At 45.1% G+C, this 19,427-nt stretch carries 23 protein-coding genes; 13 read left to right on the forward strand and 10 right to left on the reverse strand.

Annotation, left to right across the window (positions count from 1 at the left end):
• Positions 1-67: 67 nt before the first annotated feature.
• From R7P67_RS13795 to vscN, 10 genes are all read right to left on the reverse strand, one after another.
• Positions 68-964 (reverse strand): DMT family transporter, encoded by an 897-nt coding sequence (locus R7P67_RS13795; protein ID WP_154204541.1) that lies wholly within the window; start codon positions 962-964, stop codon positions 68-70.
• Between the two features lie 112 nt (positions 965-1,076).
• A complete protein-coding gene (locus tag R7P67_RS13800; RefSeq protein WP_213871878.1) occupies positions 1,077-1,787 on the reverse strand; it encodes a helix-turn-helix domain-containing protein in 711 nt (236 codons plus the stop codon).
• A gap of 102 nt (positions 1,788-1,889) precedes the next feature.
• The gene (vscU, locus tag R7P67_RS13805; protein WP_318086003.1) at positions 1,890-2,939 is read right to left on the reverse strand and encodes a SctU family type III secretion system export apparatus subunit VscU; all 1,050 of its coding nucleotides are present in this window, start codon (positions 2,937-2,939) and stop codon (positions 1,890-1,892) included.
• Between the two features lie 15 nt (positions 2,940-2,954).
• Positions 2,955-3,740, reverse strand: coding sequence for a type III secretion system export apparatus subunit SctT (gene sctT / locus R7P67_RS13810; protein WP_262646216.1), 786 nt, complete (start codon positions 3,738-3,740; stop codon positions 2,955-2,957).
• Positions 3,737-4,003, reverse strand: a complete 267-nt coding sequence (gene vscS / locus R7P67_RS13815) for a SctS family type III secretion system export apparatus subunit VscS (RefSeq protein ID WP_005377227.1) — start codon at positions 4,001-4,003, stop codon at positions 3,737-3,739. Before vscS ends, sctT begins: the two co-directional genes overlap by 4 nt.
• Positions 4,004-4,016: 13 nt before the next feature.
• A complete protein-coding gene (gene vscR / locus R7P67_RS13820) occupies positions 4,017-4,667 on the reverse strand; it encodes a SctR family type III secretion system export apparatus subunit VscR (RefSeq protein WP_005377232.1) in 651 nt (216 codons plus the stop codon).
• Positions 4,664-5,632 (reverse strand): SctQ family type III secretion system cytoplasmic ring protein VscQ, encoded by a 969-nt coding sequence (gene vscQ, locus R7P67_RS13825; protein WP_017634547.1) that lies wholly within the window; start codon positions 5,630-5,632, stop codon positions 4,664-4,666. The genes vscR and vscQ overlap by 4 nt, the downstream gene beginning before the upstream one ends.
• Positions 5,629-6,840, reverse strand: a complete 1,212-nt coding sequence (locus R7P67_RS13830; RefSeq protein WP_206970889.1) for a type III secretion system needle length determinant — start codon at positions 6,838-6,840, stop codon at positions 5,629-5,631. The genes vscQ and R7P67_RS13830 overlap by 4 nt, the downstream gene beginning before the upstream one ends.
• Positions 6,841-6,849: 9 nt before the next feature.
• On the reverse strand, positions 6,850-7,311 hold the full coding sequence (locus R7P67_RS13835; protein WP_005377236.1) for a type III secretion protein: 462 nt from the start codon (positions 7,309-7,311) through the stop codon (positions 6,850-6,852).
• The gene (vscN, locus tag R7P67_RS13840) at positions 7,308-8,630 is read right to left on the reverse strand and encodes a SctN family type III secretion system ATPase VscN (protein ID WP_130546116.1); all 1,323 of its coding nucleotides are present in this window, start codon (positions 8,628-8,630) and stop codon (positions 7,308-7,310) included. The genes R7P67_RS13835 and vscN overlap by 4 nt, the downstream gene beginning before the upstream one ends.
• Positions 8,631-8,815: 185 nt before the next feature.
• On the opposite strand from vscN, the gene sctW reads away from it, so the two are divergent.
• The 13 genes from sctW to R7P67_RS13905 all read left to right on the forward strand — a co-directional run bounded on the left by sctW (position 8,816) and on the right by R7P67_RS13905 (position 19,197).
• A complete protein-coding gene (sctW, locus tag R7P67_RS13845; RefSeq protein WP_017821331.1) occupies positions 8,816-9,709 on the forward strand; it encodes a type III secretion system gatekeeper subunit SctW in 894 nt (297 codons plus the stop codon).
• Positions 9,690-9,974 carry a TyeA family type III secretion system gatekeeper subunit gene (locus tag R7P67_RS13850; RefSeq protein WP_005377239.1) on the forward strand — a complete coding sequence of 95 codons (285 nt, stop codon included), beginning with the start codon at positions 9,690-9,692 and terminating at the stop codon, positions 9,972-9,974. Before sctW ends, R7P67_RS13850 begins: the two co-directional genes overlap by 20 nt.
• Complete coding sequence (sycN, locus tag R7P67_RS13855) at positions 9,961-10,335, forward strand: type III secretion chaperone SycN (protein WP_005388159.1); 375 nt, start codon at positions 9,961-9,963, stop codon at positions 10,333-10,335. The genes R7P67_RS13850 and sycN overlap by 14 nt, the downstream gene beginning before the upstream one ends.
• Positions 10,332-10,709: a type III secretion system protein VscX gene (gene vscX / locus R7P67_RS13860; RefSeq protein WP_064368455.1), complete on the forward strand. Its 378-nt coding sequence runs from the start codon at positions 10,332-10,334 to the stop codon at positions 10,707-10,709. Before sycN ends, vscX begins: the two co-directional genes overlap by 4 nt.
• Before the next feature lie 5 nt (positions 10,710-10,714).
• Positions 10,715-11,056, forward strand: a complete 342-nt coding sequence (gene vscY / locus R7P67_RS13865; RefSeq protein ID WP_158156522.1) for a type III secretion system chaperone VscY — start codon at positions 10,715-10,717, stop codon at positions 11,054-11,056.
• Positions 11,040-13,166 (forward strand): SctV family type III secretion system export apparatus subunit VcrD, encoded by a 2,127-nt coding sequence (gene vcrD / locus R7P67_RS13870; protein ID WP_086013006.1) that lies wholly within the window; start codon positions 11,040-11,042, stop codon positions 13,164-13,166. The genes vscY and vcrD overlap by 17 nt, the downstream gene beginning before the upstream one ends.
• Positions 13,166-13,579, forward strand: coding sequence for an LcrR family type III secretion system chaperone (locus R7P67_RS13875; RefSeq protein ID WP_053304394.1), 414 nt, complete (start codon positions 13,166-13,168; stop codon positions 13,577-13,579). The genes vcrD and R7P67_RS13875 overlap by 1 nt, the downstream gene beginning before the upstream one ends.
• Positions 13,580-13,639: 60 nt before the next feature.
• Complete coding sequence (locus R7P67_RS13880) at positions 13,640-13,924, forward strand: LcrG family type III secretion system chaperone (protein ID WP_005395092.1); 285 nt, start codon at positions 13,640-13,642, stop codon at positions 13,922-13,924.
• Between the two features lie 10 nt (positions 13,925-13,934).
• Positions 13,935-15,758, forward strand: a complete 1,824-nt coding sequence (locus R7P67_RS13885) for a virulence-associated V antigen (protein WP_284144663.1) — start codon at positions 13,935-13,937, stop codon at positions 15,756-15,758.
• 12 nt (positions 15,759-15,770) lie between these two features.
• Positions 15,771-16,256 (forward strand): SycD/LcrH family type III secretion system chaperone VcrH, encoded by a 486-nt coding sequence (gene vcrH / locus R7P67_RS13890; RefSeq protein ID WP_005377258.1) that lies wholly within the window; start codon positions 15,771-15,773, stop codon positions 16,254-16,256.
• A gap of 7 nt (positions 16,257-16,263) precedes the next feature.
• Positions 16,264-17,463: a type III secretion system translocon subunit VopB gene (gene vopB, locus R7P67_RS13895; RefSeq protein ID WP_005377260.1), complete on the forward strand. Its 1,200-nt coding sequence runs from the start codon at positions 16,264-16,266 to the stop codon at positions 17,461-17,463.
• Between the two features lie 10 nt (positions 17,464-17,473).
• Entirely contained in the window at positions 17,474-18,478 is a 1,005-nt protein-coding gene (vopD, locus tag R7P67_RS13900; protein ID WP_005377262.1) for a type III secretion system translocon subunit VopD, read from the forward strand.
• Positions 18,479-18,831: 353 nt separating this feature from the next.
• Positions 18,832-19,197 carry a hypothetical protein gene (locus R7P67_RS13905; RefSeq protein WP_017821699.1) on the forward strand — a complete coding sequence of 122 codons (366 nt, stop codon included), beginning with the start codon at positions 18,832-18,834 and terminating at the stop codon, positions 19,195-19,197.
• Positions 19,198-19,427 lie beyond the last annotated feature (230 nt).

A 19,427-nucleotide genomic window follows, 5' to 3' on the forward strand; every position in this document is an offset into this window, starting at 1 on the left:
TAGGTGCTGCTCCTTACTTTATCTACCGTCAGCGTTCCTTTTTGGGGCTGGCTAATATCGGTTGAATTTAACTTTTCGACTGAAGAAACAAACACACAAGTGTCAACGTTATACCAACCCAACCAATGAAAGAAATTTCTTCCCCAACAATCGCAACTGCTAGTGCTGCTGCGATAACAGGTTCAAATAGCGTGAGTATGCTAGCTCCACTGGCTGTAACAAATCGTAACCCAAACCCAAAAGCGACGTAACCTAACCCCATTGGAATCAAGGCCATGTAGAGCATGACCGTCGTATTAGTTGACGATGCAAATAGATTATCACCCGTGATGAAAAGTGTTGGTAGAAGCAAAACTCCACCAATACCAAAAACACTTCCCATGGCCGTTTGCGATTCAATGCCGTGGTCAATCATAGCCTTTACTCCCCATGAGTAAATGGCGTACGTCAAACCTGCCAATAGGCCAAGTAATACACCCCAATGCTTCATATCATGATCAAATAAGCTATTTGCGGATGACTCAGAAGCCAACAACAAGGTAATACCAATGACCCCGATTGCGAAACTCATCACCCAGCGCTTGGTTATGGTCTGATTTCGGCTAAAGAGACACTCTAACAAAGCAGAAAAGAAAGGTGCAGTGGAGATAGAAATAACCGTCCCAATAGCCACACCAGCGAATCGCATTGATGAATAAAAAGCCAGTGGGTAGGTGGCTAAGGCGATAATACTAATCAGTAACGTTTTCTTCTTATGTACGACTTTTCGAAAATCTCTCTTCAGTGACTTCGCAGATAGACATGCTTGCATAAAACCACCAATACCCATAGAAAATGCGCCAATGGCGAGAGCACTGACATCCGGTGCCAAGCTGGCAGCGGTGCCCGTCGTTCCCCACAGGGTTGAAGCAAAAAGTATGGATAAAGTTCCTAATTGATAGTCGGTGAAATGTTTTTTTAACACTGTAGTTTCTACCTAGTGAATGGCTGTTTTAGGGTAGAAAGAATAAAAGAAAGCGATAGAGAGTTTTGTGCTGAAAAGACGGAATACTTGTTCCAGAGGACTATTTTAGTGACTACCGGGAAAACTCTCTAGGAGACATGCCAAAATGCATTGAAAACCGTCGACTAAACGCGGAAAGGTCACTATAACCAACTCGTTCAGCTATCAACTGAACTGGAAGGTCTGTATGAGTCAGTAGTGCTTTGGCTTTTTCCATACGTTGTAGTGTAATGTACTTATGGACGCTCACTTTTAGCTGCTCTTTAAAAAGCTTTTTAAACTGCGTCGGACTCAAGCAAGCGGCATTCGCTAATGAGGCAATGGTGAGTGGCTGATCAAGCTGCTCGGCGATCACAACCTGTACATCTCGAATACGCGAATCTACGGAGCGAGACCGCTTTTGCTGCTCTAGCAACAGATAGAAGGTTGCAACCATTGAGTTTTCAATTTCATCATTAACCTGATACTCAAGTTGCTTTTCGACAAACTGGATAAAGCTCAGTAGAGGCGGGCTAATCGAAAACACAGCCACACTATTATCCATCAAATGAGTGGGCAAAGTGGTCATATCCGCAACAATAAAGCGTGATGACTCTTCGGCATTAAAACCGTGGGCACAACTTTTGGGGATGACTATGCAGTCGCCAACCGCCACCTTTCCGACATAACTATCCATATCAATATGTATGTTGCCCTGGAGAGGAAGCACCAGTTGATGATAATCACTATGAGTATGTCGGCTCATACGTTTCGTGTAGGAGCGAATGCTTAAGTTAGATTTCATAAAAACAACATACAGTTAAAGAATACCGCATTATAGCGTTGAAAGTATCGAGGTTGAAAGCTGGGCAGTTGTAAGCCCCGATCTTGAATGGGATGTGGTTTGTTAGTCCGCCTCGGACTCTAACGAGGCCAACCAACGAAGCACTTCCGCAGTTGCTTCAATAAGATCGCTTGGGATGTACTGGTCGACGTTACCGTCGGCGTATAGTGCGCGAGCAAGAGGGACTTTTTGCATCACAGGCACGCCTTCCTCTCTAGCGATTGCGACCATACGTTTGGCTACCGCATCGGTTTCCATCAAAGTGATGACGGGCAGGGGCGTTTCGCCTTTCTTGTAATAAAGGCCAACCGCGATATGTGTTGGGTTTGTAACTAATACATTAGAACGTTTAACGTTTTCGCGTTGATTGGAGGCTTGTAGCTCTTGGTGCAACTGACGACGTTTGCTTTTTATTTCTGGACTGCCTTCCATCTCTTTGTATTCGCGCTTCACTTCGTCCTTGCTCATTTTGAGCTTCTTCGTGTGATCAAACTTTTGGTACGCAAAATCTGCGGCAGCGATGACGATGAAACCTACCGAAGAGATAATCATTAATTGTTTAATCATGACGCCAGTAATGGTCGGGACACATTCTAGCCCACAAGTTGGAATTTGCATTAAAGCGTTGATGTTACCGCGTAATGTCACCCAGATAATGCAGGAAAGAAGAGAGACTTTAAGGATCGACTTGATAAACTCAATCACACTCTTGAGGGAAAAAATGCGTTTGGCCCCTTCGACGGGATTGATCTTTTTGATGTCGGGTTTAACGGACTCACCACTAAATAGGAATCCGAACTGCCCCATATTGGAAAAGATGGCGACGAGTGTAGCAACCAGAATAATCGGAGCGAGTAGATAGGCAATTTCTTTTGCGATGGCGATAGCGACATCGACTAGCGCATCTTGGAAACCCTGATAAGCAAGCTTACTTGGTAGGAGAATAAGCGCTGAGATGTGCGACATGTAATAATCGGCGAACGCAAACAGTACAATTATGAGCGCCAAAATTAATGCAGACGATACGATTTCTTGGCTTTTGGCAACCTGACCTTTCTGTCGAGCATCGCGTAACTTTTTTGCGGTGGGTTGCTCTGTTTTTTCTGCACTCATAAAGAATCCTAAGCGTTATTGCCAAATGGTATTGAGTTGTTCTGCGAATCGGGTAATGCCGTAAAACTGTACTTCAAAGTGAGCCATCATTATTCCGAGATACACGATCAGTAAAACACTCGCGATGGCACTTTTTATTGGCATGGCAAGGAAAAAAACATTCAATTGCGGTGCAAAACGACTGATAAGCGCCAGACCAAACTCAGCAAGAAACATTGCCAACACTAGTGGAGCGGACATCAACACACCAAGCCACATAAGCTGTTCAAATTGCGCGTAGAAGAAGCTAACCCATGCGTCGCTAACGGTTGGGAAAAAGTCCACGATCGGCCAAGATGTATAGCTTTTGAATAACGCATAGATAAAAGTGACAAAGCCACCGCCAGAGAAGAACAGGGTAATCAGCGTTTGGGTTAGTAATACCGCTGTTGGTGTGGATTGTGAGCCTAGCGTTGGGTTAAACATACTTGCCATGGCAGCCCCACGTTGGTTGTCGACCAGAAAACCGGCCGCTTCTATCGCCCAAAAGGGGATAGCAGCAACAAACCCTATCAATAGCCCAATTAATACCTCCTTACCCAAAATCATTATCAGCCAAATACCGTCGGTTTCTGCGGGCAAGGTTTGCTGATTAATCATCGGAAATATAAACAGTGCGAGTGAGCAAAGCACACCATTTCTCACCATGGTGCCGCCTAACATTTGCTTGCTCAAAATAGGCAAAAAGATGAAGCATGCCATTAACCGAGGTAACGTCAGGCTGTACAAAAATAAAGCCTGGTGTAAGTCGTGATAACTCATCGTATTTGAGGAATTTTATCCATAGCAAGCGAGGCGAAGGCGTGGAGCTCTGCCCCTAGCCATTGCGTTGTGACGAACAGCGTAATAATGACCGCGATAAGCTTGACCACAAAGCCTAACGTTTGTTCTTGGACCTGAGTTAACGCCTGAATAAGCGACACCAATGTACCAACCAATGCTGCGACTAAAATCGGCGGTAATGACAAGTACAACACTAGGGTTAATGCTTGAGTCGTGAAATGAATGATTTCAGCAGAATGCATACTTTCTCCGTGATTAACCGTAACTCAACACTAAGCCGTGGGTGAGCTTTGTCCAGCCGTCAAGCAAGACAAAAAGCAGCAATTTGAAGGGGAGGGAAATCGTCATTGGCGATACCATCATCATCCCCATCGCTAGTAGGATATTCGACACAATTAGGTCAATAGCGATAAACGGTAAGTACAACAGAAAGCCAATTTCAAAAGCGCGAGTAAGCTCGCTGACGGTAAATGCGGGCAGTAAGAGCAATAAACTGTCCGACTCTAAACGGTCTACGTACTTCTGTGGCCACAATGTGCGTGCAGCATCAGTGAAGAATATGGCTTCGGTTTCCCGAATATGCTTTTTCAAAAATTCTCGATAAGGCTGTAAACCGCTTTCAATGAGGCCTTCTACACTTGCAGAATCTTCAAGGGAGATATCATGCTGCTTTACGTAGTCGTAGGTTTCAAACCCGACGGGAGCCATGATGAAAATTGACAGAATGATAGCCAATCCGTAAAGCGCCATATTCGGCGGAATTTGCTGTACACCGAGAGCGTTACGCAGCAGTGAGAATACAACGGCGAGTTTCACAAACGACGTCGCCATCATAGCGATAAATGGGATCAGTGCCAGCAGTGCTAAGCTGACAATGAGATTGAGCTCGTCGGGTAACTGGATCATGCTGGCTCCTGCGTGCCACCGAACAGCTCCAGTACGCGCACACCTAAATGTTCGTTAACATTAACAAGTTCACACTCACCAATGATTTTGCCGTTGGCACGCAATGTTACCGGCTTAGATACAGGCTGGTTTAGCTCGAATACGTACCCTGGCTGAAGCTGGTTAAGCTGCTCTAGCGTGATGGTTTGATGGCCGATATCAAACGTGAGTTCCACAGGCAGTTGCTGGTGGTCGGTTAACATTTCTGAAGTGTTTACGTCATTCATATTGGTTTCTTTTTCCATAATGTGAAGAGTTTGGTCATCCAGTTGGCAGCGCCAGAGATTCTGGTTAGATACTTGAAAAATGGCTTGTTGCTTGGCGATGTAACCATCGTCAAAAAAGATGACATCTCCCAGCTCGAGCGAATTAAATTCGCTTAACGTCAAATGGGTCCTTCCAAGACTTAACCACACAGGTAAAGCGAGGTGTCGAGCTTGTAGAGCAGCGCTGTTTGGTAGCGCATCCAACAACACGTCTGATCCTTCGCTAACCCACAAACAAAGAGAGCCGTTAGGCTTATTGAGGGTTAACATTAAAGTATGCTCTTGGGCCTGGCTCGCCTCTAACGGCTGTAGTTGACTAAGAATGGGTAACTGACCAAATAGCGCTTTGATTGCCTCACTATGCGGTTCTATCTGTGAGCTCAAAAGTGCTAACTGGAGGGAGTTAGGCAGGGACTCAAACGCAGTAGCATTTAAGGTCGATTTCAGCCAATGTTGGAGCTGCGCACGAGAAAAGTCTACTTGTAGGGTTTGCCCTCCAATCAACGTGGTTAAACGGAACCCTTCAAATGAAGGGATTTGCGCAACAGTAATCGATACGCTCTGACCATCAGTCCCTTGGAAGTGGCACTGTTTTGCACAAAGTTGATTGCTGAGCGCGATACTTTCTGCATCCACTTTGGGGATTATTAACGGCGTCATAGGTCATTCTCCGCTTGCCATTCTTCATACACGCTGCGTTGTTGGCGTGAGTGTTGTTGTTCATGTTGTTGTTGATCGAGCTGTTGAGTTTGTTCGCTGATCGCTAAGCGAAGTGGCTGCTCACCGCCGAATCGGTTTAGCCGTTCAGCAAGATCTTGTCTAGCTTGCTGGCTAATAATGGAAAGGGCATGCTCTTGTCGAATCGTCACGCTATACCCTTGAGCGTCCAACTTGATGTGGATTTCACCACCTTTTAATTGCCCTTCACTTAGAAACAGCCGAACCTCTTTGTTGTCCGATGCGGTTGGCAGAGCAACATAGATTTTGTCCACCAATTGCTGGAGTAATTGGTTTACGTCTCGCGTTGGGCTTGGTTGAGCCTGCGAAGCAACACTTTTTAGGATGACATCGCCTTGTGTTACCGCACTTGCAAAGGGCTGAGAGGGCACTTTTTCTTCATCCGTTTTAACGGCGAATAGTGCGCTTTTCGTCTCGATTTTTTCAAGAGGCTTGGTTTCAGGCAGGCCACCAGTTTGGTCTGGTCGTTTGCCTGTATTCTGTAGCGACGGAGTTGCACGCTTATTGTGCGTTTTTTCAGTTTGCTTTTTCGTTAAGCCAACAATGTTAATCCCATATTGAGCGAGCTCTGTCTCTGTCGCACTTTGGGGAAGCAAGCCAGATTCAAGCGTAGAGAGACAATCCGGCGAGGTATGTTTATCCATCGGCGTCGGTTTATCATCTTTCAAATGAGCTTGAGCTTGAAAGTGAGGATCAACACGCTCGGTAGAAGGGGAGCTTAGAACTGTGTCGCCATCGCTTTTTCCATCATTTTTAAGCAATTTATTGTTTTCGCTAATTATTTCTTCGCTATTTGCTGCGTCGTCTTGCGGTTTCTCTATATCTCTCTTAGTGACGACGTCACTTTTACCTTTTAAAGTGGAGGTGTTTTTGTCAGCGTTGGCTTCTTGGTTCGATAGGTTAAGTTTCTTATCTAGACCTTGAGATGTCTTATGCCTTAGCGGTATGTCTTCTTCGCCAGTATGATTTTTTTGGGGATTCGCAACGATAGACTCCTTTCCCTTGCTAGGCTTCTTCGTCATTGCATGCTCGAATTGTGATTGAAGCTCGGCCTCCTTCTCGAGAGGCACTTGTTCCGGCGTTGATTTGTGCAGCGTATTCGATGTTTCAGTTGTTGGGGTAATGCGCATAGTGAACCTTTAGATAATGTCGACAGTGCGAAACTCTTCCTGTTCGAGTTCTTCTTGGTATTGCCTTTCTCGCGATTTTTCCGCGACTTCTTGTTGCTGCAACTGAACGAATTTTTCTTTGGTTTTATGGGCTTGTCGCGCCTCTTTTTGCTTTTCTTTAAGTGCCGAGCGTTCGATTTCAAGCGCTTTTTTTGACTCGGCCACACGTTGTTTAAGTTCGGCTTCTCTCTCTCTTAACAACGCGATTTCTTGTCTTAATGTTTCCAGCTCTTTAAGAACGAGCGTTTGTTGTTTTGCTTTAGCAAAACGTCGCTCTTCTTCTTCCTGGCGCCAAACGTGATAGTCCGCGACAGAACGTTCGGCCTTTTGAACCTGTGCTGCGGCGTTTGACACTCGGTATTCTTGACGCTTGACGGCTTTATCCGCACGGTCAGCGCGAATTTTTTTGATTTCTAATAAGCGTTCTATCATTGTTTCGCCATCCCTTTAAGTTGAGCGATAGCGCCATCAAGATCGCTTGGTTCATGAGTGCCTTGGCGTAAAAAGGCGCGTATATCATCACTTTGTGCAATGGCCATATCCGCTCGGCTATCTGCGCCATGTTGGTATTCGCCAATTTTGATTAGCAGTTCAACTTCTTCATACTTAGCTAACATTTCGCGAATATGAGCAGCAGACACCTGATGATCGGATTCAACGATTTGATTCATCACTCGGCTTGCTGACCGAAGTACATCAATGGCGGGGTAATGGTTCATTGCCGCAAGTTTGCGCGAGAGAATGATGTGCCCGTCTAAAATTGAGCGAGTTTCATCCGCGACAGGCTCCGTCATGTCGTCACCTTCCACCAACACGGTGTACAGTGCTGTAATTGATCCTTTGTCTGATTGTCCAGCTCGTTCCATCAGCTTTGGCAAAGCGGCAAAAACAGAAGGTGGATAGCCACGTCGTGTTGGTGGCTCGCCTGCGGCTAGTCCAATCTCCCTCTGTGCGCGGGCGAAACGCGTCACCGAATCCATCAGCAGTAGCACGCGTTTACCTTGGTCACGAAAATATTCTGCGATAGAAGTGGCAACAAAGGCGGCTTTGGCGCGCTCCATTGCTGGGCGATCAGAGGTAGCGACCACTAAAACCGATTTGGCCATACCTTCTTCGCCTAGGTCATGCTCAATAAACTCGCGCACTTCGCGTCCACGTTCACCAATCAAAGCGAGAACGGTCACGTCAACTTCTGCGGAGCGAATCAGTTTTGCCAGTAGGGTACTTTTACCCCCGCCAGCCGCTGCAAAAATACCCATGCGCTGACCTTCACCACAGGTCAGTAGCCCATCAATGGATCGAACGCCAAGAGAGATTGGCTTTTCAATCAGTTTACGTTGCATTGGTGGTGGCGCATCGCGATAAACAGGATACCAAGCACTTGGTTCCTGACTTTGCGTACCATCGAAAGGACGCCCAAGCCCGTCAAGCGTTGTACCTAACAGGTGGTCGCCAACACCCACTTCGTGCATTTTGCCCATTGGGCTTACTTCTGTATTTGAGGAAATCCCAAACATATTTCCTAACGGGGTGAGCAGAGCGTGATGCTGCTGGAAGCCAACCACTTCCGCTAACAAAGACAGAGTTTGATCGGGATTACGCAACTCACACAGTTCACCTACACGAACGCCAGGGACGACAGCTTTGATAATGGTGCCGGTGACTTGTGTAACGCGCCCGCGAATTTGGATCAAACGCGTGTGTTTAATCGCAGATTGTTGGATATCAGTGATGTATGAGAAATCGTTCAAGGTAAAAATATGCGCAATGATTGATGCTGAGAGGATAGAAAGTATAAGAATCAATTTATAGTGAATATCAGTCGGGAGTTTTTAGAAAACTGAAAGCGCACTAAAAAAACACGTCTGATTTTGACAGCTTCAAAAAAGCGCACTTCCTATAATTCGCCTGTATTGTGCGGAAGGAGTGCAAGTGAATGAGTATTATCAACAATCATATCGCAACAAATCCAAAGTTTGATGCGTCTATCCAAAACGGGTTGGAATCGTCTCGCCCCGACGTTTCACAAAAAGGCAATTATCGCGGTGAAACCGTCCGTGTTCACAATGCCACACAATCACTTTTTGATGCGATGGAAGAACTCACTTCACTCGGTTCCGAAAAAGCAGAGAAAGATCTGACCAAGCGCAAAGTGAAAGACAGTGGTGTTCGAGTTAATGAAGCACATGAACTCGTTTCGGACTATTTAAGAAAAGTCCCTGATCTTGAAAAGAATCAAAAGATCAAAGATTTGGCTACAAAAATGGCGGGAGGAAATATCTCGACCATCGCGCAATTACAAGCCTACTTGAATGGGTTTTCCGAGGAGAAAAGCCATCAATACCTCGCCCTAAAAGCCGTTAAAAAGTTTTTGAGTGCGAGTCCAGAAAGTAAACACCTACTAGCGCTGATTGACCAAGCACTTCTAAGAATCGAGCAAAACCCAGATACATGGTCTCAAATTGATACGGAAATCCGTGTCTCAAATTTTGCTGATGAATACAGCCAAGAGCAAGAGTTTAGCTCTTTGCATCAGCTGCGCGGCTTCTACCGCGATACCGTTCATAGTTATCAAGGGCTCGGCGCGGCTTATCAAGATGTAGTGGCGCGCTTTGGTGAGCAGGAGGTATCGACTGCTGTTGACTTTATGCTGCAAGGCATGAGTGCAGATCTTAGTGTTCAAGGTAGCAGTATCGATTCGGTTAAGTTGCAGTGGTTGATGTCCGATATGCAAAAACTCAAAACTCTAAATACGTTGCAAGATCGTGTGAGTCAGCTGTTCCAAATGTTTAAACCGGAAAGGACGAATTATGGCTTATCAAGTTTCTAATTTGATGGCTGATGTGATTGCGTTGGTAGAGCAGCGATGGGTAAGCAGTGATGAGATATGGAAAGTCGCCAACGCAATGGAATTGACGGCGGTAGAACAAAAAATCGATTTTTTTCGAGAGTTCCATAAGTTAGTTCGCGCAATCCCAATTGACGTATTCGCCGATGAAGAACAACGACAGAATTTAATCCAAGCGGTACAAAAGGCGCTAGACGAAGCCATTGATATAGAAGAAGAGGAAGCGTGGGAAGATGAGTTGGATTGATGCATCCGTCGATGAATTTTGCCGAGGAATGGGGCTCGATGCCGTCGATTTCTCATCAGCTGGACGGGTGCAGCTGGATTTTGAGCAAAGTGGTACGCTGCATATTGAGCGACAGGGTGAGCAGTTATTCTTGATGTTGTCTCGAGCGTTATCTTGGCATCAAACCAGTGACATGATTCAAAGTGCACTGTGTTTGTGTCATGCCGATCAAGGCTGGCCTTTCGAAATTAAAACCGGCTTGTTAGATGAGCAAACTCTGGTTTTTTCAGCAAGGCTAAAAGGAGAAGAAGTAACACTTCCGACCTTAGAGCAAGCGTTTACGCTTTTGGCTCGTCTACATAACGATGTGGCAGGCTCATGACTCGAGTTAGCACTTTAAACGTAGGCATAGAAGCCTTCACGCATGTTACTCATAGTGAGGTTAAGGCCGATTTCCCTGAACGGTTTCAATTACTTCCGGATGGACAGGCGGTCGCTACGCATTTAGAGAAGCTCTATGACCTCAGGCCTTCAGACCAATACCTAATCGCGTTAACCAAGCCAAAATTGTTGCACTCAGAATTGTTGCGTCCAGAAAAGTACCGCCAACAGTTCGATGAAACGTTGGCTCAGCTGCAAGTTCTTGCACAGGACTCAGGCTCCGTTTCTTTTATCAAAGCATCCGAAACGCTACAAAGTACACAACTTGATCAGCGTTACCTTACTATGGCGCTCAATCTCCTTATTCAGGTCTAACCAACATGTTGAGATCCAAAGACATTGAACTCTTACTTGTTCACGCTGCGCTACAAGTTCAATACCAAAAGCCAGAGCATGCCATTTCTATTCTCGATGCGGTTCTAGAAATAGAACCGCATCACAAAGAGGCGATGCAAACACTTGCTGTGGCGTGTTTACAAAGTGGTCGATATACCCGGACGATTGAGGTGTGTGAGCACTTATTAAAATCCGACCTTCATCCTGACTCGGCAGGACTCTGGTTTTGTTTAAGCCAAGCGCGTTGGAAACAAAATGACGTCGATGGGGCACGCCAAGCGCACCGACGCTATCTGCAATCTTTAAATAGTGAATCACATGAATAAGTTGATCGATATTCTAAACAAAGTAGGGCAACGCAAAGACATCATGCTTGCGGTGATGTTACTCGCGATCGTCTTTATGATGATATTGCCACTTCCTACCGCACTGGTGGATGTGCTGATTGGCACCAACATGAGCATTGCGGTGGTGCTGCTTATGTTAGCGATTTACATCACCACGCCACTTGAGTTCTCTGCATTTCCTGCGGTGCTATTGATCACGACATTGTTTCGTCTGTCTTTATCTATCACGACAACCCGCTTGATCTTGCTACAAGGCGATGCTGGTCAAATCGTTTATACATTCGGTAACTTCGTTGTGGGCGGTAACTTAGTGGTCGGTATTGTTGTGTTCCTGATCATTACCATTGTTCAGTTTATGGTGATCACCAAAGGCTCAGAAAGGGTAGCAGAAGTTAGTGCGCGCTTCTCACTCGATGCGATGCCTGGTAAGCAGATGAGTATTGACGGTGACATGCGTGCTGGAGTAATTGACGTACACGAAGCTAGGCACCGACGATCACTGATTGAAAAAGAAAGCCAAATGTATGGCTCGATGGATGGCGCGATGAAGTTCGTTAAAGGCGACTCCATTGCGGGTCTGGTCATCATTGTGGTCAACATCTTAGGTGGCGTCACGATCGGGGTAACGCAAAAAGGCATGAGTGCTTCTGAAGCACTTGAGTTATTTGCGATTTTGACCGTTGGTGATGGTTTGGTGTCGCAGATCCCGGCACTCTTTATCGCGATTACCGCCGGTATTATCGTGACGCGTGTTTCTCATGAAGACTCTTCTGATCTTGGATCGGATATTGGTGGGCAGGTGATTGCTCAGCCACGAGCACTTCTTATTGGTGGTGTGCTTTTGGTGCTGTTCGCACTCATCCCTGGGTTTCCAAAAATCACTTTTCTGGTCTTGGCCGCCGTGGTTGGTGGTGGTGGTTTCTTCCTTTTCTATCAACAGAAAAAACAAGCGGAATCAGATAGCACCGACTTATCAAGCTTTGTTTCGCAAGGGGCCGGTTCGCCAGCAGCGAAGCCAAGCAAACCCACGCCTTCTAGAAACAGCAAAGGTAAGTTAGGTGAGCAAGAAGAGTTCGCCATGACGGTCCCGCTGTTGATTGATCTTGACGCGAGCCTTCAGGAAAGCTTGGAAGCGGTCGCATTAAATGAAGAGCTAGCAAGGGTTAGACGCGCACTATATCTTGACCTAGGCGTGCCTTTCCCAGGCATCCACCTGCGCTTTAACGAGGGGATGCAAAATGGCGAGTACTTAATTCAGTTACAAGAAGTCCCGGTTGCACGAGGACGAATTGTTAAAGACCAACTCTTGGTGACAGAAGGGAATGAACAGATCGATTTATTAGGCGTGCCTTATGAGCAAGATGAAGATTTTCTACCTGGTATTTCTAGCATTTGGGTGGCGCAGAGTTATGAGCAAAAACTCGTAGCCAGTCATGTCGGTTTTCTCACACCCGACAGGATTTTAACGTACCACTTGTCTCATGTTCTTAAGGAGTACGCACAAGACTTTATTGGTATTCAGGAGACGCGTTATCTGTTGGAGCAGATGGAAGGCAGTTATTCGGAGCTCGTTAAAGAGGCCCAGCGTATTGTTCCGTTGCAAAAAATGACGGAAATCTTGCAACGCTTGGTTTCTGAAGACATTTCTATCCGAAACCTTCGCGTGATCTTGGAAGCGATGGTTGAGTGGGGCCAAAAAGAGAAAGATGTTGTACAGCTGACGGAGTACATTCGTTCTAGCTTAAAACGTTACATTTGCTACAAATACGCGAGCGGACAAAACATGTTGCCCGCTTACTTATTGGATCAAAATCTCGAAGACACGATACGCAGCGGTATTCGTCAAACCTCAGCAGGGAGTTACTTGGCGTTAGATCCGTCAGTAACGCAACAATTTGTCAGTGATGTGAAACAGACCATTGGTGACTTAAGCCGCATGCCGAACAAACCTGTGCTAGTTGTGTCTATGGATGTACGCCGATATGTGCGAAAGCTTATTGAATCGGAATACTACGATCTGCCCGTTTTGTCATTTCAAGAACTAACCCAGCAAATCAATATTCAGCCACTTGGAAGGGTGGGGATGTAATGAAAACAAAACTAATACTCTCGCTGGCGCAAGCGGGGATCGAAGTGACGCCATACTTTTGGCAACAAAGTGAAATTCAACTTGGTTATCGAATTGAAGTTGAAGGCTTAGAGCTCGTTTTTCGGGTGGAGGACGGTGAAATCATCATCGTTCTTCTGAAACGCGTTCGTCCAAAATTGGGGTTGAGTAACCCCTTTGCCGGCTTATTTCTCTTGGCTGAACATGCCATTCAACTTTATCCCTCCGATTGGGTCATTCGCGGCAATGTCGATGTGTTACGTGGTAGCAACATGAGCAGCCAGCGATTGGCACAGTTCTATCTAAAAGCATGCGGTGCAAGCCATGATGAGCTAGACGACTGGTACTGTTTACGCCTAGCAGATTATAGACCTTTGAAAAAGTTGAAAAAGTAAAAACTCACGACTGTTACTGACAGCACCGATGAGATGACCCGCTTTAAGATAGGAATCAAGATGAAGCAACCGTTTACCGATGCGATTGAGAACGCTGAGCTTGCCATTAGAAAAGCTGAAGACAGAACCGATATTTTTAACGAGCTATTGGAAGGCTTAGGTGTTGGTCCTGTTGCGGGGGATGTTTTACTTGGCGGCATAAAAGCGCCAGTAGATACCATGAAACGTGCAGAGCAAGAGCTAATAGACGAAGTCCAGCGCCGCCGGCAACAACAAAATCAGCTACAAGGTACGTCAGGTAAACGCAGAAAGCGTCCCACAGTGATGCGCGGCATGATGATTTAGAGGTTTGGAAATGACGAATATGAAAACGACTGGCTCTACGACAGGAGCAACAGACACAGCTGCGAGTAGTGCACCATTACCCACTTTCCAACAAAACGTGATAGAGGCATTTACCCCTGTACTGGGTGAAGCAGAGACTCAGCAACTTGCCTCTCTAATCTCTTCATTGCCAACTATCTCGGGACAAACGGAATCACAAAGTATCGCGCTTTATGTTGATACACTTGAAAACCTAAAAGCGAAAAATAACGCGTTTGCTGGTATATCATTGACCGACACCGCATCTGTTTGGATAAAGTCGCTACAAAGTGCTAACTCAGATGGCGAATTAACCGCAGCCGAGTTTAATGCTCAAACAAACCAAACGCTATCAAATCAGTTTCATGCTTGGTTTAGTAAGTTACTGACAGAAAACGTAGATAGCTCGTTGTCTACTGAGTTTGTTAGTCAATTTAATCTGGGCACTCAGAGTAACCAAGCGGAGCAGATCGCCAACCTCTCCGAGACAGGTCTGGCTAATGCCACCAAAGAAATTTCTCTTTTTGTTGCAGAGCTTGCTAATCAAATGGGCTCCCGTGAAGTGAGAGATGCTTCTATTTCTTTTCTTCGCAATGCCTTTAGTAGCTTAGGTTCCGTTAATCTCGCGCAACTGAAGAGCTCGGATTTTCTGTTGACTAAAGAGAGTTTCGCTCTTCAAGTCTCAGCTCAATTAAAAAGTAGTTTTCAAGGCATCGGTATTACTTTAAGCACCGATGACGCAAGTGCGCTAGCTAGCAGAATTACCTGGACTCCTGGTATTTCTAAACAGCAGCTTAAAGAAGCGTTAGATGAAATGGCCGCTCAAGTGAAAGGCCAATATAGCGCAGCTTATGGTGAGGCGAGTGGAACGAACAATCTAAAAGCAGCACTTAATACTGTCATTGGTGGAACTGAGCCTTTGACCCTTTCTAGTCTGTTCGCCAACTTCGCGGTGAGTTTAACAAATATAGAAATCGACGACTTTTACCAGGACAGCGCGATAGCCGATGTCCAAAAAACACAAATAACGGCAGCTCAAGTTAATTTGATCAAAGAAAACACCGAACGAGATATCCGATTACAGTTTGAAAAAATAGTAAAAGGTGAATCTACCGGGGCTTCATTTACTGAGCGATACGAGGCATTGCGCAAGAACTTAGGAGCATTGAAAGAGCGTCTACTCAATATCACCGATAAAGAGAAAGCGGATCGCGAGGTGAGAGCAGAGCACTCTCTAACGGCTCGTGATTTGTTGGCCGTTGTTGAGTCCAGCATTGGAGACCGTTTTGATGAGCAAGTGCTGCTTGCGCTAAATGAGCGTCGTGTTAACCGTTTAGAGAAACGTAATGACCAGAAAGAGGCATTAGAGGATCTCACAATACAGCTTAAAGTTTTTGGTGTTGTGCAATCAAAAATTCACTCTACGCAAAGTGTTGATGGGGTTTATAAACCGGGATATCCAGAAAGTAACTTCAAAGCGAGTGACTTTAACTACAGCAATCAAACGGATTTTGAAGCTTCACCTGAGTACAAGTATTTGACGGATAATAAGATAACAAACCATAGAGACTTCCTTCAAACACAAGGTATTACTATCGGTGATGGTGCGTCGTACCAAGACGAAGAGAAGTCGAAAAAACTGTCTAATTTTTCTAGTTCTGTCAGTGCTAAATCCAAGTTGCTTAACGATGAAGTGCAAATCAAAACCACTGAGCTGAACGACACCAGTTCTCAATACAACTCGACCGTTGAAGCGATGAACAAGTTTGTTCAGAAGTACCACAGTATTTTACAAGAAATCCTACGAGCCATTTAAGGATAACCAACCATGACTAAAACAAACGCGACCGATCCATCCCAAATGCAAGCAGAAGAGCTGTTGTCTTTTCTGGAAGAGGGAGGCACGCTAAAAATGTTGCACGATGTGTCTCAGGACACCATCGAACACATTTATGCCGTAGGTTACAACTTTTTCCAATCGGGAAAGATTGAGCAAGCAGCGAAAGTATTTCAATTACTCAGCATGCTTGATCATTATCAGGCGCGATTTTTCATTGGCCTTGGCGCGGCTCGTCAGGAGTTGGGTGAGTATCTGCAGGCAATAGACGCCTACAGCTACGCAGCGCTAGTGGACGTAAATGATCCACGCCCACCTTTTCACTCTGCTGAATGTCACCTGAAACTGGAACAACTGACAGAAGCAGAGAGTGGGTTTTACAGCGCGAAGGAGATGTCTGCCGGAAAATCACAATATGCAGATTTGCATGAGCGTGCAGGCATCATGTTAGAAGCGGTGAGAAATAAAAAGGAGTAATTAGACTATGAGTTCTATTGCACTTGACCGCATCCAGACACAGGTTTATAGCCCTGAATCTGGCCAAGCCACCTTAGATAACGTGCAGAAAACGGCGTCTACAGCGACGCCTTCTGTGACGGTAGAAAACGTGAAGAGTAAAGATGCAGATGTACTGAACACCGGAAAAGTAAAAGTTCAGTTAGATGCACCTAACGCAGCTGTTAGTGACAAAGTGAATGATTTGACGCTAAAAGCCATGGCACAGCTGCAAAAGATCGTCGATACCATTGCAAAATCTCTCCATGCAGTTGCAGACCAAACAGGTTCGATTGCCGTCAAAATCATCGCAGGATCTGCTGATGATTTTGAAGTAGAGCTTGCTGCTATCACGGATAAACTGAAAAGTGCTCAAAACGAGCTGAAAATTCAGGAAGTGAAGGTCGCAAAAGCTAAGCACGAAAAAGAGATGGTGGAAAACCAAGACAAAATCAAAGAATCGGAAGCCGCTGCAAAAGAAGCCCAAAAATCAGGCTTAGCAGCGAAGATCTTTGGTTGGATCAGTGCGGTGGTTTCTATTGTTGTTGGTGCCGTAATGGTGGCAACGGGTGTTGGTGCAGCAGCCGGTGCACTTATGATCGCTGGTGGCGTCATGGGAGCAGTGAGCATGGCGTTGCAAGAGCCAGCCGTTCAAGATGCGCTAAAAGAAGCGGGCGTAAATGTCGATGTGCTAAACAAAGTCGTAATGGCATTAGAAATCGCCGTCGCGGTTATTGGAGCTGTTGTGACGTTTGGTGGTGCAGCAGCTGGCGGTATCGCGAAACTTGCAGCAAAAGGTGCTGGTAAGGTAGCTCAAAAGGTCACGGAAATCGCTACGAAAGCCGCTGCAAACATGGCGAAAGTGGCAGATATGGGCACAAAAGCTGCGACAACAACAGCGAAAGCGATTCGTTATGGCGCAGAAACCGTCGATCTTGCCGTCAATGTGGGTAAAGGCGCAACGGACAGTGTCCATGCTGCTAACAATGCTCACGTGACAGAGATTCAGGCTGATATCACAGATCTTCGAGCCAAAATGACGTTAAGCCAGGCTGTCATTGATAAGCTCAAAGAAGAGATTGGTAAGTTGATGGAAGACTTCCAAGAGCTGATGAGCCTCATCATGCAAATGATTCAAGCGAAAAGTGAAACTATGCAAACGGTGTTAAGCCGTCCTGCAACGGTATAAGGAGTTTATTATGCTAGATAAAGTAGGCGGAACGGGTCGTGGTGAACTATACGGTTTAGGCGACACCATTAAAACCAACAAAGCAGAAAAAGCGCCGGAAACAAAGCTTGAAGCGGGCGCCGTTAAAAGCCAAAGTGAGTCAGGTGTTTCTGGTGCAGCACGCTACCAGTTAGAGACACCTAAAGCTCCTACAGTGAGTAACCAAGCTCAAGTTGTTGCAAACCTAATGAGCGCTCTTGCACCGACGGTGAGCTCATTAATGAGCACAACGATGAAAGCGCTTAACGGTGAGGAGGTGATCAAGTCACCATCAGATGCGGTATCACAATCGTTGACGCTATTAACATTGTTGTATCAAGTATCAAAGCTGAGCCGTGAGCAGCAAGTGCTACAACGTGAAATTGCTGTTGAAGCAAACGTCGCGAGTTTAGAAAGCCAAGCGGCAGAACTCAACAACTCGGCAAGCGCGATGATCGCGATGGCAGTCGTTTCGGGTGTACTAGCGGGTGCTACCGCAATTATTGGTGCCCTTGGTTCTTTCAAAGCAGGGAAAGAAATCAAGAATGAAATGGCGAGCAATAATGTACTTAAAACGCAAAAAGCTGGCTTCGATCAAGCAGAAGAGTTATTAAATAACAATAGCTTGTCTAAAACGCAGCAAGATCAGGTTAAGCGTGCGCACTCACTAGCGAAAGACAATATCGCAGACACGACAGCGCAGCTGACAAGTGGTGGCCGTAAGTTCGATAAGTTGATGAGCTCAAACCAAGCGAAGAACGCGATTCTTCAAGCTTTGGGCCAGATGGCAAACTCAGCATCGAATGTAGAGCAAACCAAAGCGCAAGCGCGCAGCAAAGATGATGAAGTACAAGCGACTCGCGCACAAGCAGCCAAACAGAAAGCCGATGAAAACATTGGTTTCCAAGAAGGCTTATTGAAAGAACTACGTGACTTGTTCCGATCTATCTCAGATAGCCAGAACCAAGCGTGGCGAGCATCAGTCCCAACGGTGTAACCATCCGTTTCACTAACTACAAAGCGTTGTTTATACAACGCTTTTTTTATTTCAGCTATCTAAACTAGATACGGATATTTACTGGGTGATTTGTTTGTAAAGCAATATAACGTAGTGAGTTACATTGCATAAAAGTTACTGTTTTTGTTGAACTCAGCTCAAAGCTAACAACTTCATAGTAGCCTTGTTGCGTAAAATTAAGTTAAAGTGCCATTATTATTCACAAAAAGTGTGTTTAAGAATTTTTTGTAGTGAAGGGTGTAATTAGATACTCAATAACAAAATATGGTAGTTCGACTGGTGAGTATTTGGGAACAGAATTATATAAAACTCAACTTAATAAGTAGTCGAAGATGGAAGATATCAGTTTAGCATCAGATTTAGTGATTTATCTGACTACGGTTGGAATTTTAGGTATATTTGCTTGGTTTTTGTTTGTTATTTATTTGAAATCCAAGTGGTTGAAGTATCTTGAAGATGCTCTTGATAATGGAGTTCGATACTACACTCTGAATATATTCTTATCAGGTCACGGAGTACTACAATATGGAACTGTTTTTCTGAGCACTTTTCATGCGAAACGATATAAAATGTTAGAGAAGAGGGATAAGGTTCCAATCCATATTCAACGATTGTTTGTTCTCTCATTCGTATTATTTATTTCAAGTACATCATGTCTTCTGGCTGGAGTTATAACTCATCATATTTATATAGAATAAAGGTTATTTAACAAGATTATAGTAATTTGACCTGAGTATTTCTATTTAATAGATAATTTAGAATGGACATATCAGTCTAAAGATTTAATTTTCTAGACTATACGGTTTACGCTTATATAGAGCCATTATATAACGGCAGAATATGCCAATAAAATGGTGATTACTAAGCTAACCGCCAAGGATGAGAACTCAAACGTTATCAAATTGTTAACGGTTGCTATACTTAAACG

It is taken from the genome of Vibrio sp. Vb0937 (genome assembly GCF_033338855.1).

What these genes read in the sequence shown, in the direction of transcription:
- R7P67_RS13800 (WP_213871878.1), bottom strand. Translation starts at nt 1,787, where the DNA reads ATGAAATCTAACTTAAGCATTCGCTCCTACACGAAACGTATGAGCCGA.
- vscU (WP_318086003.1), bottom strand. Translation starts at nt 2,939, where the DNA reads ATGAGTGCAGAAAAAACAGAGCAACCCACCGCAAAAAAGTTACGCGAT.
- sctT (WP_262646216.1), bottom strand. Translation starts at nt 3,740, where the DNA reads ATGAGTTATCACGACTTACACCAGGCTTTATTTTTGTACAGCCTGACG.
- vscS (WP_005377227.1), bottom strand. Translation starts at nt 4,003, where the DNA reads ATGCATTCTGCTGAAATCATTCATTTCACGACTCAAGCATTAACCCTA.
- vscR (WP_005377232.1), bottom strand. Translation starts at nt 4,667, where the DNA reads ATGATCCAGTTACCCGACGAGCTCAATCTCATTGTCAGCTTAGCACTG.
- vscQ (WP_017634547.1), bottom strand. Translation starts at nt 5,632, where the DNA reads ATGACGCCGTTAATAATCCCCAAAGTGGATGCAGAAAGTATCGCGCTC.
- R7P67_RS13830 (WP_206970889.1), bottom strand. Translation starts at nt 6,840, where the DNA reads ATGCGCATTACCCCAACAACTGAAACATCGAATACGCTGCACAAATCA.
- R7P67_RS13835 (WP_005377236.1), bottom strand. Translation starts at nt 7,311, where the DNA reads ATGATAGAACGCTTATTAGAAATCAAAAAAATTCGCGCTGACCGTGCG.
- sctW (WP_017821331.1), top strand. Translation starts at nt 8,816, where the DNA reads ATGAGTATTATCAACAATCATATCGCAACAAATCCAAAGTTTGATGCG.
- R7P67_RS13850 (WP_005377239.1), top strand. Translation starts at nt 9,690, where the DNA reads ATGGCTTATCAAGTTTCTAATTTGATGGCTGATGTGATTGCGTTGGTA.
- sycN (WP_005388159.1), top strand. Translation starts at nt 9,961, where the DNA reads ATGAGTTGGATTGATGCATCCGTCGATGAATTTTGCCGAGGAATGGGG.
- vscX (WP_064368455.1), top strand. Translation starts at nt 10,332, where the DNA reads ATGACTCGAGTTAGCACTTTAAACGTAGGCATAGAAGCCTTCACGCAT.
- vscY (WP_158156522.1), top strand. Translation starts at nt 10,715, where the DNA reads ATGTTGAGATCCAAAGACATTGAACTCTTACTTGTTCACGCTGCGCTA.
- R7P67_RS13875 (WP_053304394.1), top strand. Translation starts at nt 13,166, where the DNA reads ATGAAAACAAAACTAATACTCTCGCTGGCGCAAGCGGGGATCGAAGTG.
- R7P67_RS13880 (WP_005395092.1), top strand. Translation starts at nt 13,640, where the DNA reads ATGAAGCAACCGTTTACCGATGCGATTGAGAACGCTGAGCTTGCCATT.
- R7P67_RS13885 (WP_284144663.1), top strand. Translation starts at nt 13,935, where the DNA reads ATGACGAATATGAAAACGACTGGCTCTACGACAGGAGCAACAGACACA.
- vcrH (WP_005377258.1), top strand. Translation starts at nt 15,771, where the DNA reads ATGACTAAAACAAACGCGACCGATCCATCCCAAATGCAAGCAGAAGAG.
- vopB (WP_005377260.1), top strand. Translation starts at nt 16,264, where the DNA reads ATGAGTTCTATTGCACTTGACCGCATCCAGACACAGGTTTATAGCCCT.
- vopD (WP_005377262.1), top strand. Translation starts at nt 17,474, where the DNA reads ATGCTAGATAAAGTAGGCGGAACGGGTCGTGGTGAACTATACGGTTTA.
- R7P67_RS13905 (WP_017821699.1), top strand. Translation starts at nt 18,832, where the DNA reads ATGGAAGATATCAGTTTAGCATCAGATTTAGTGATTTATCTGACTACG.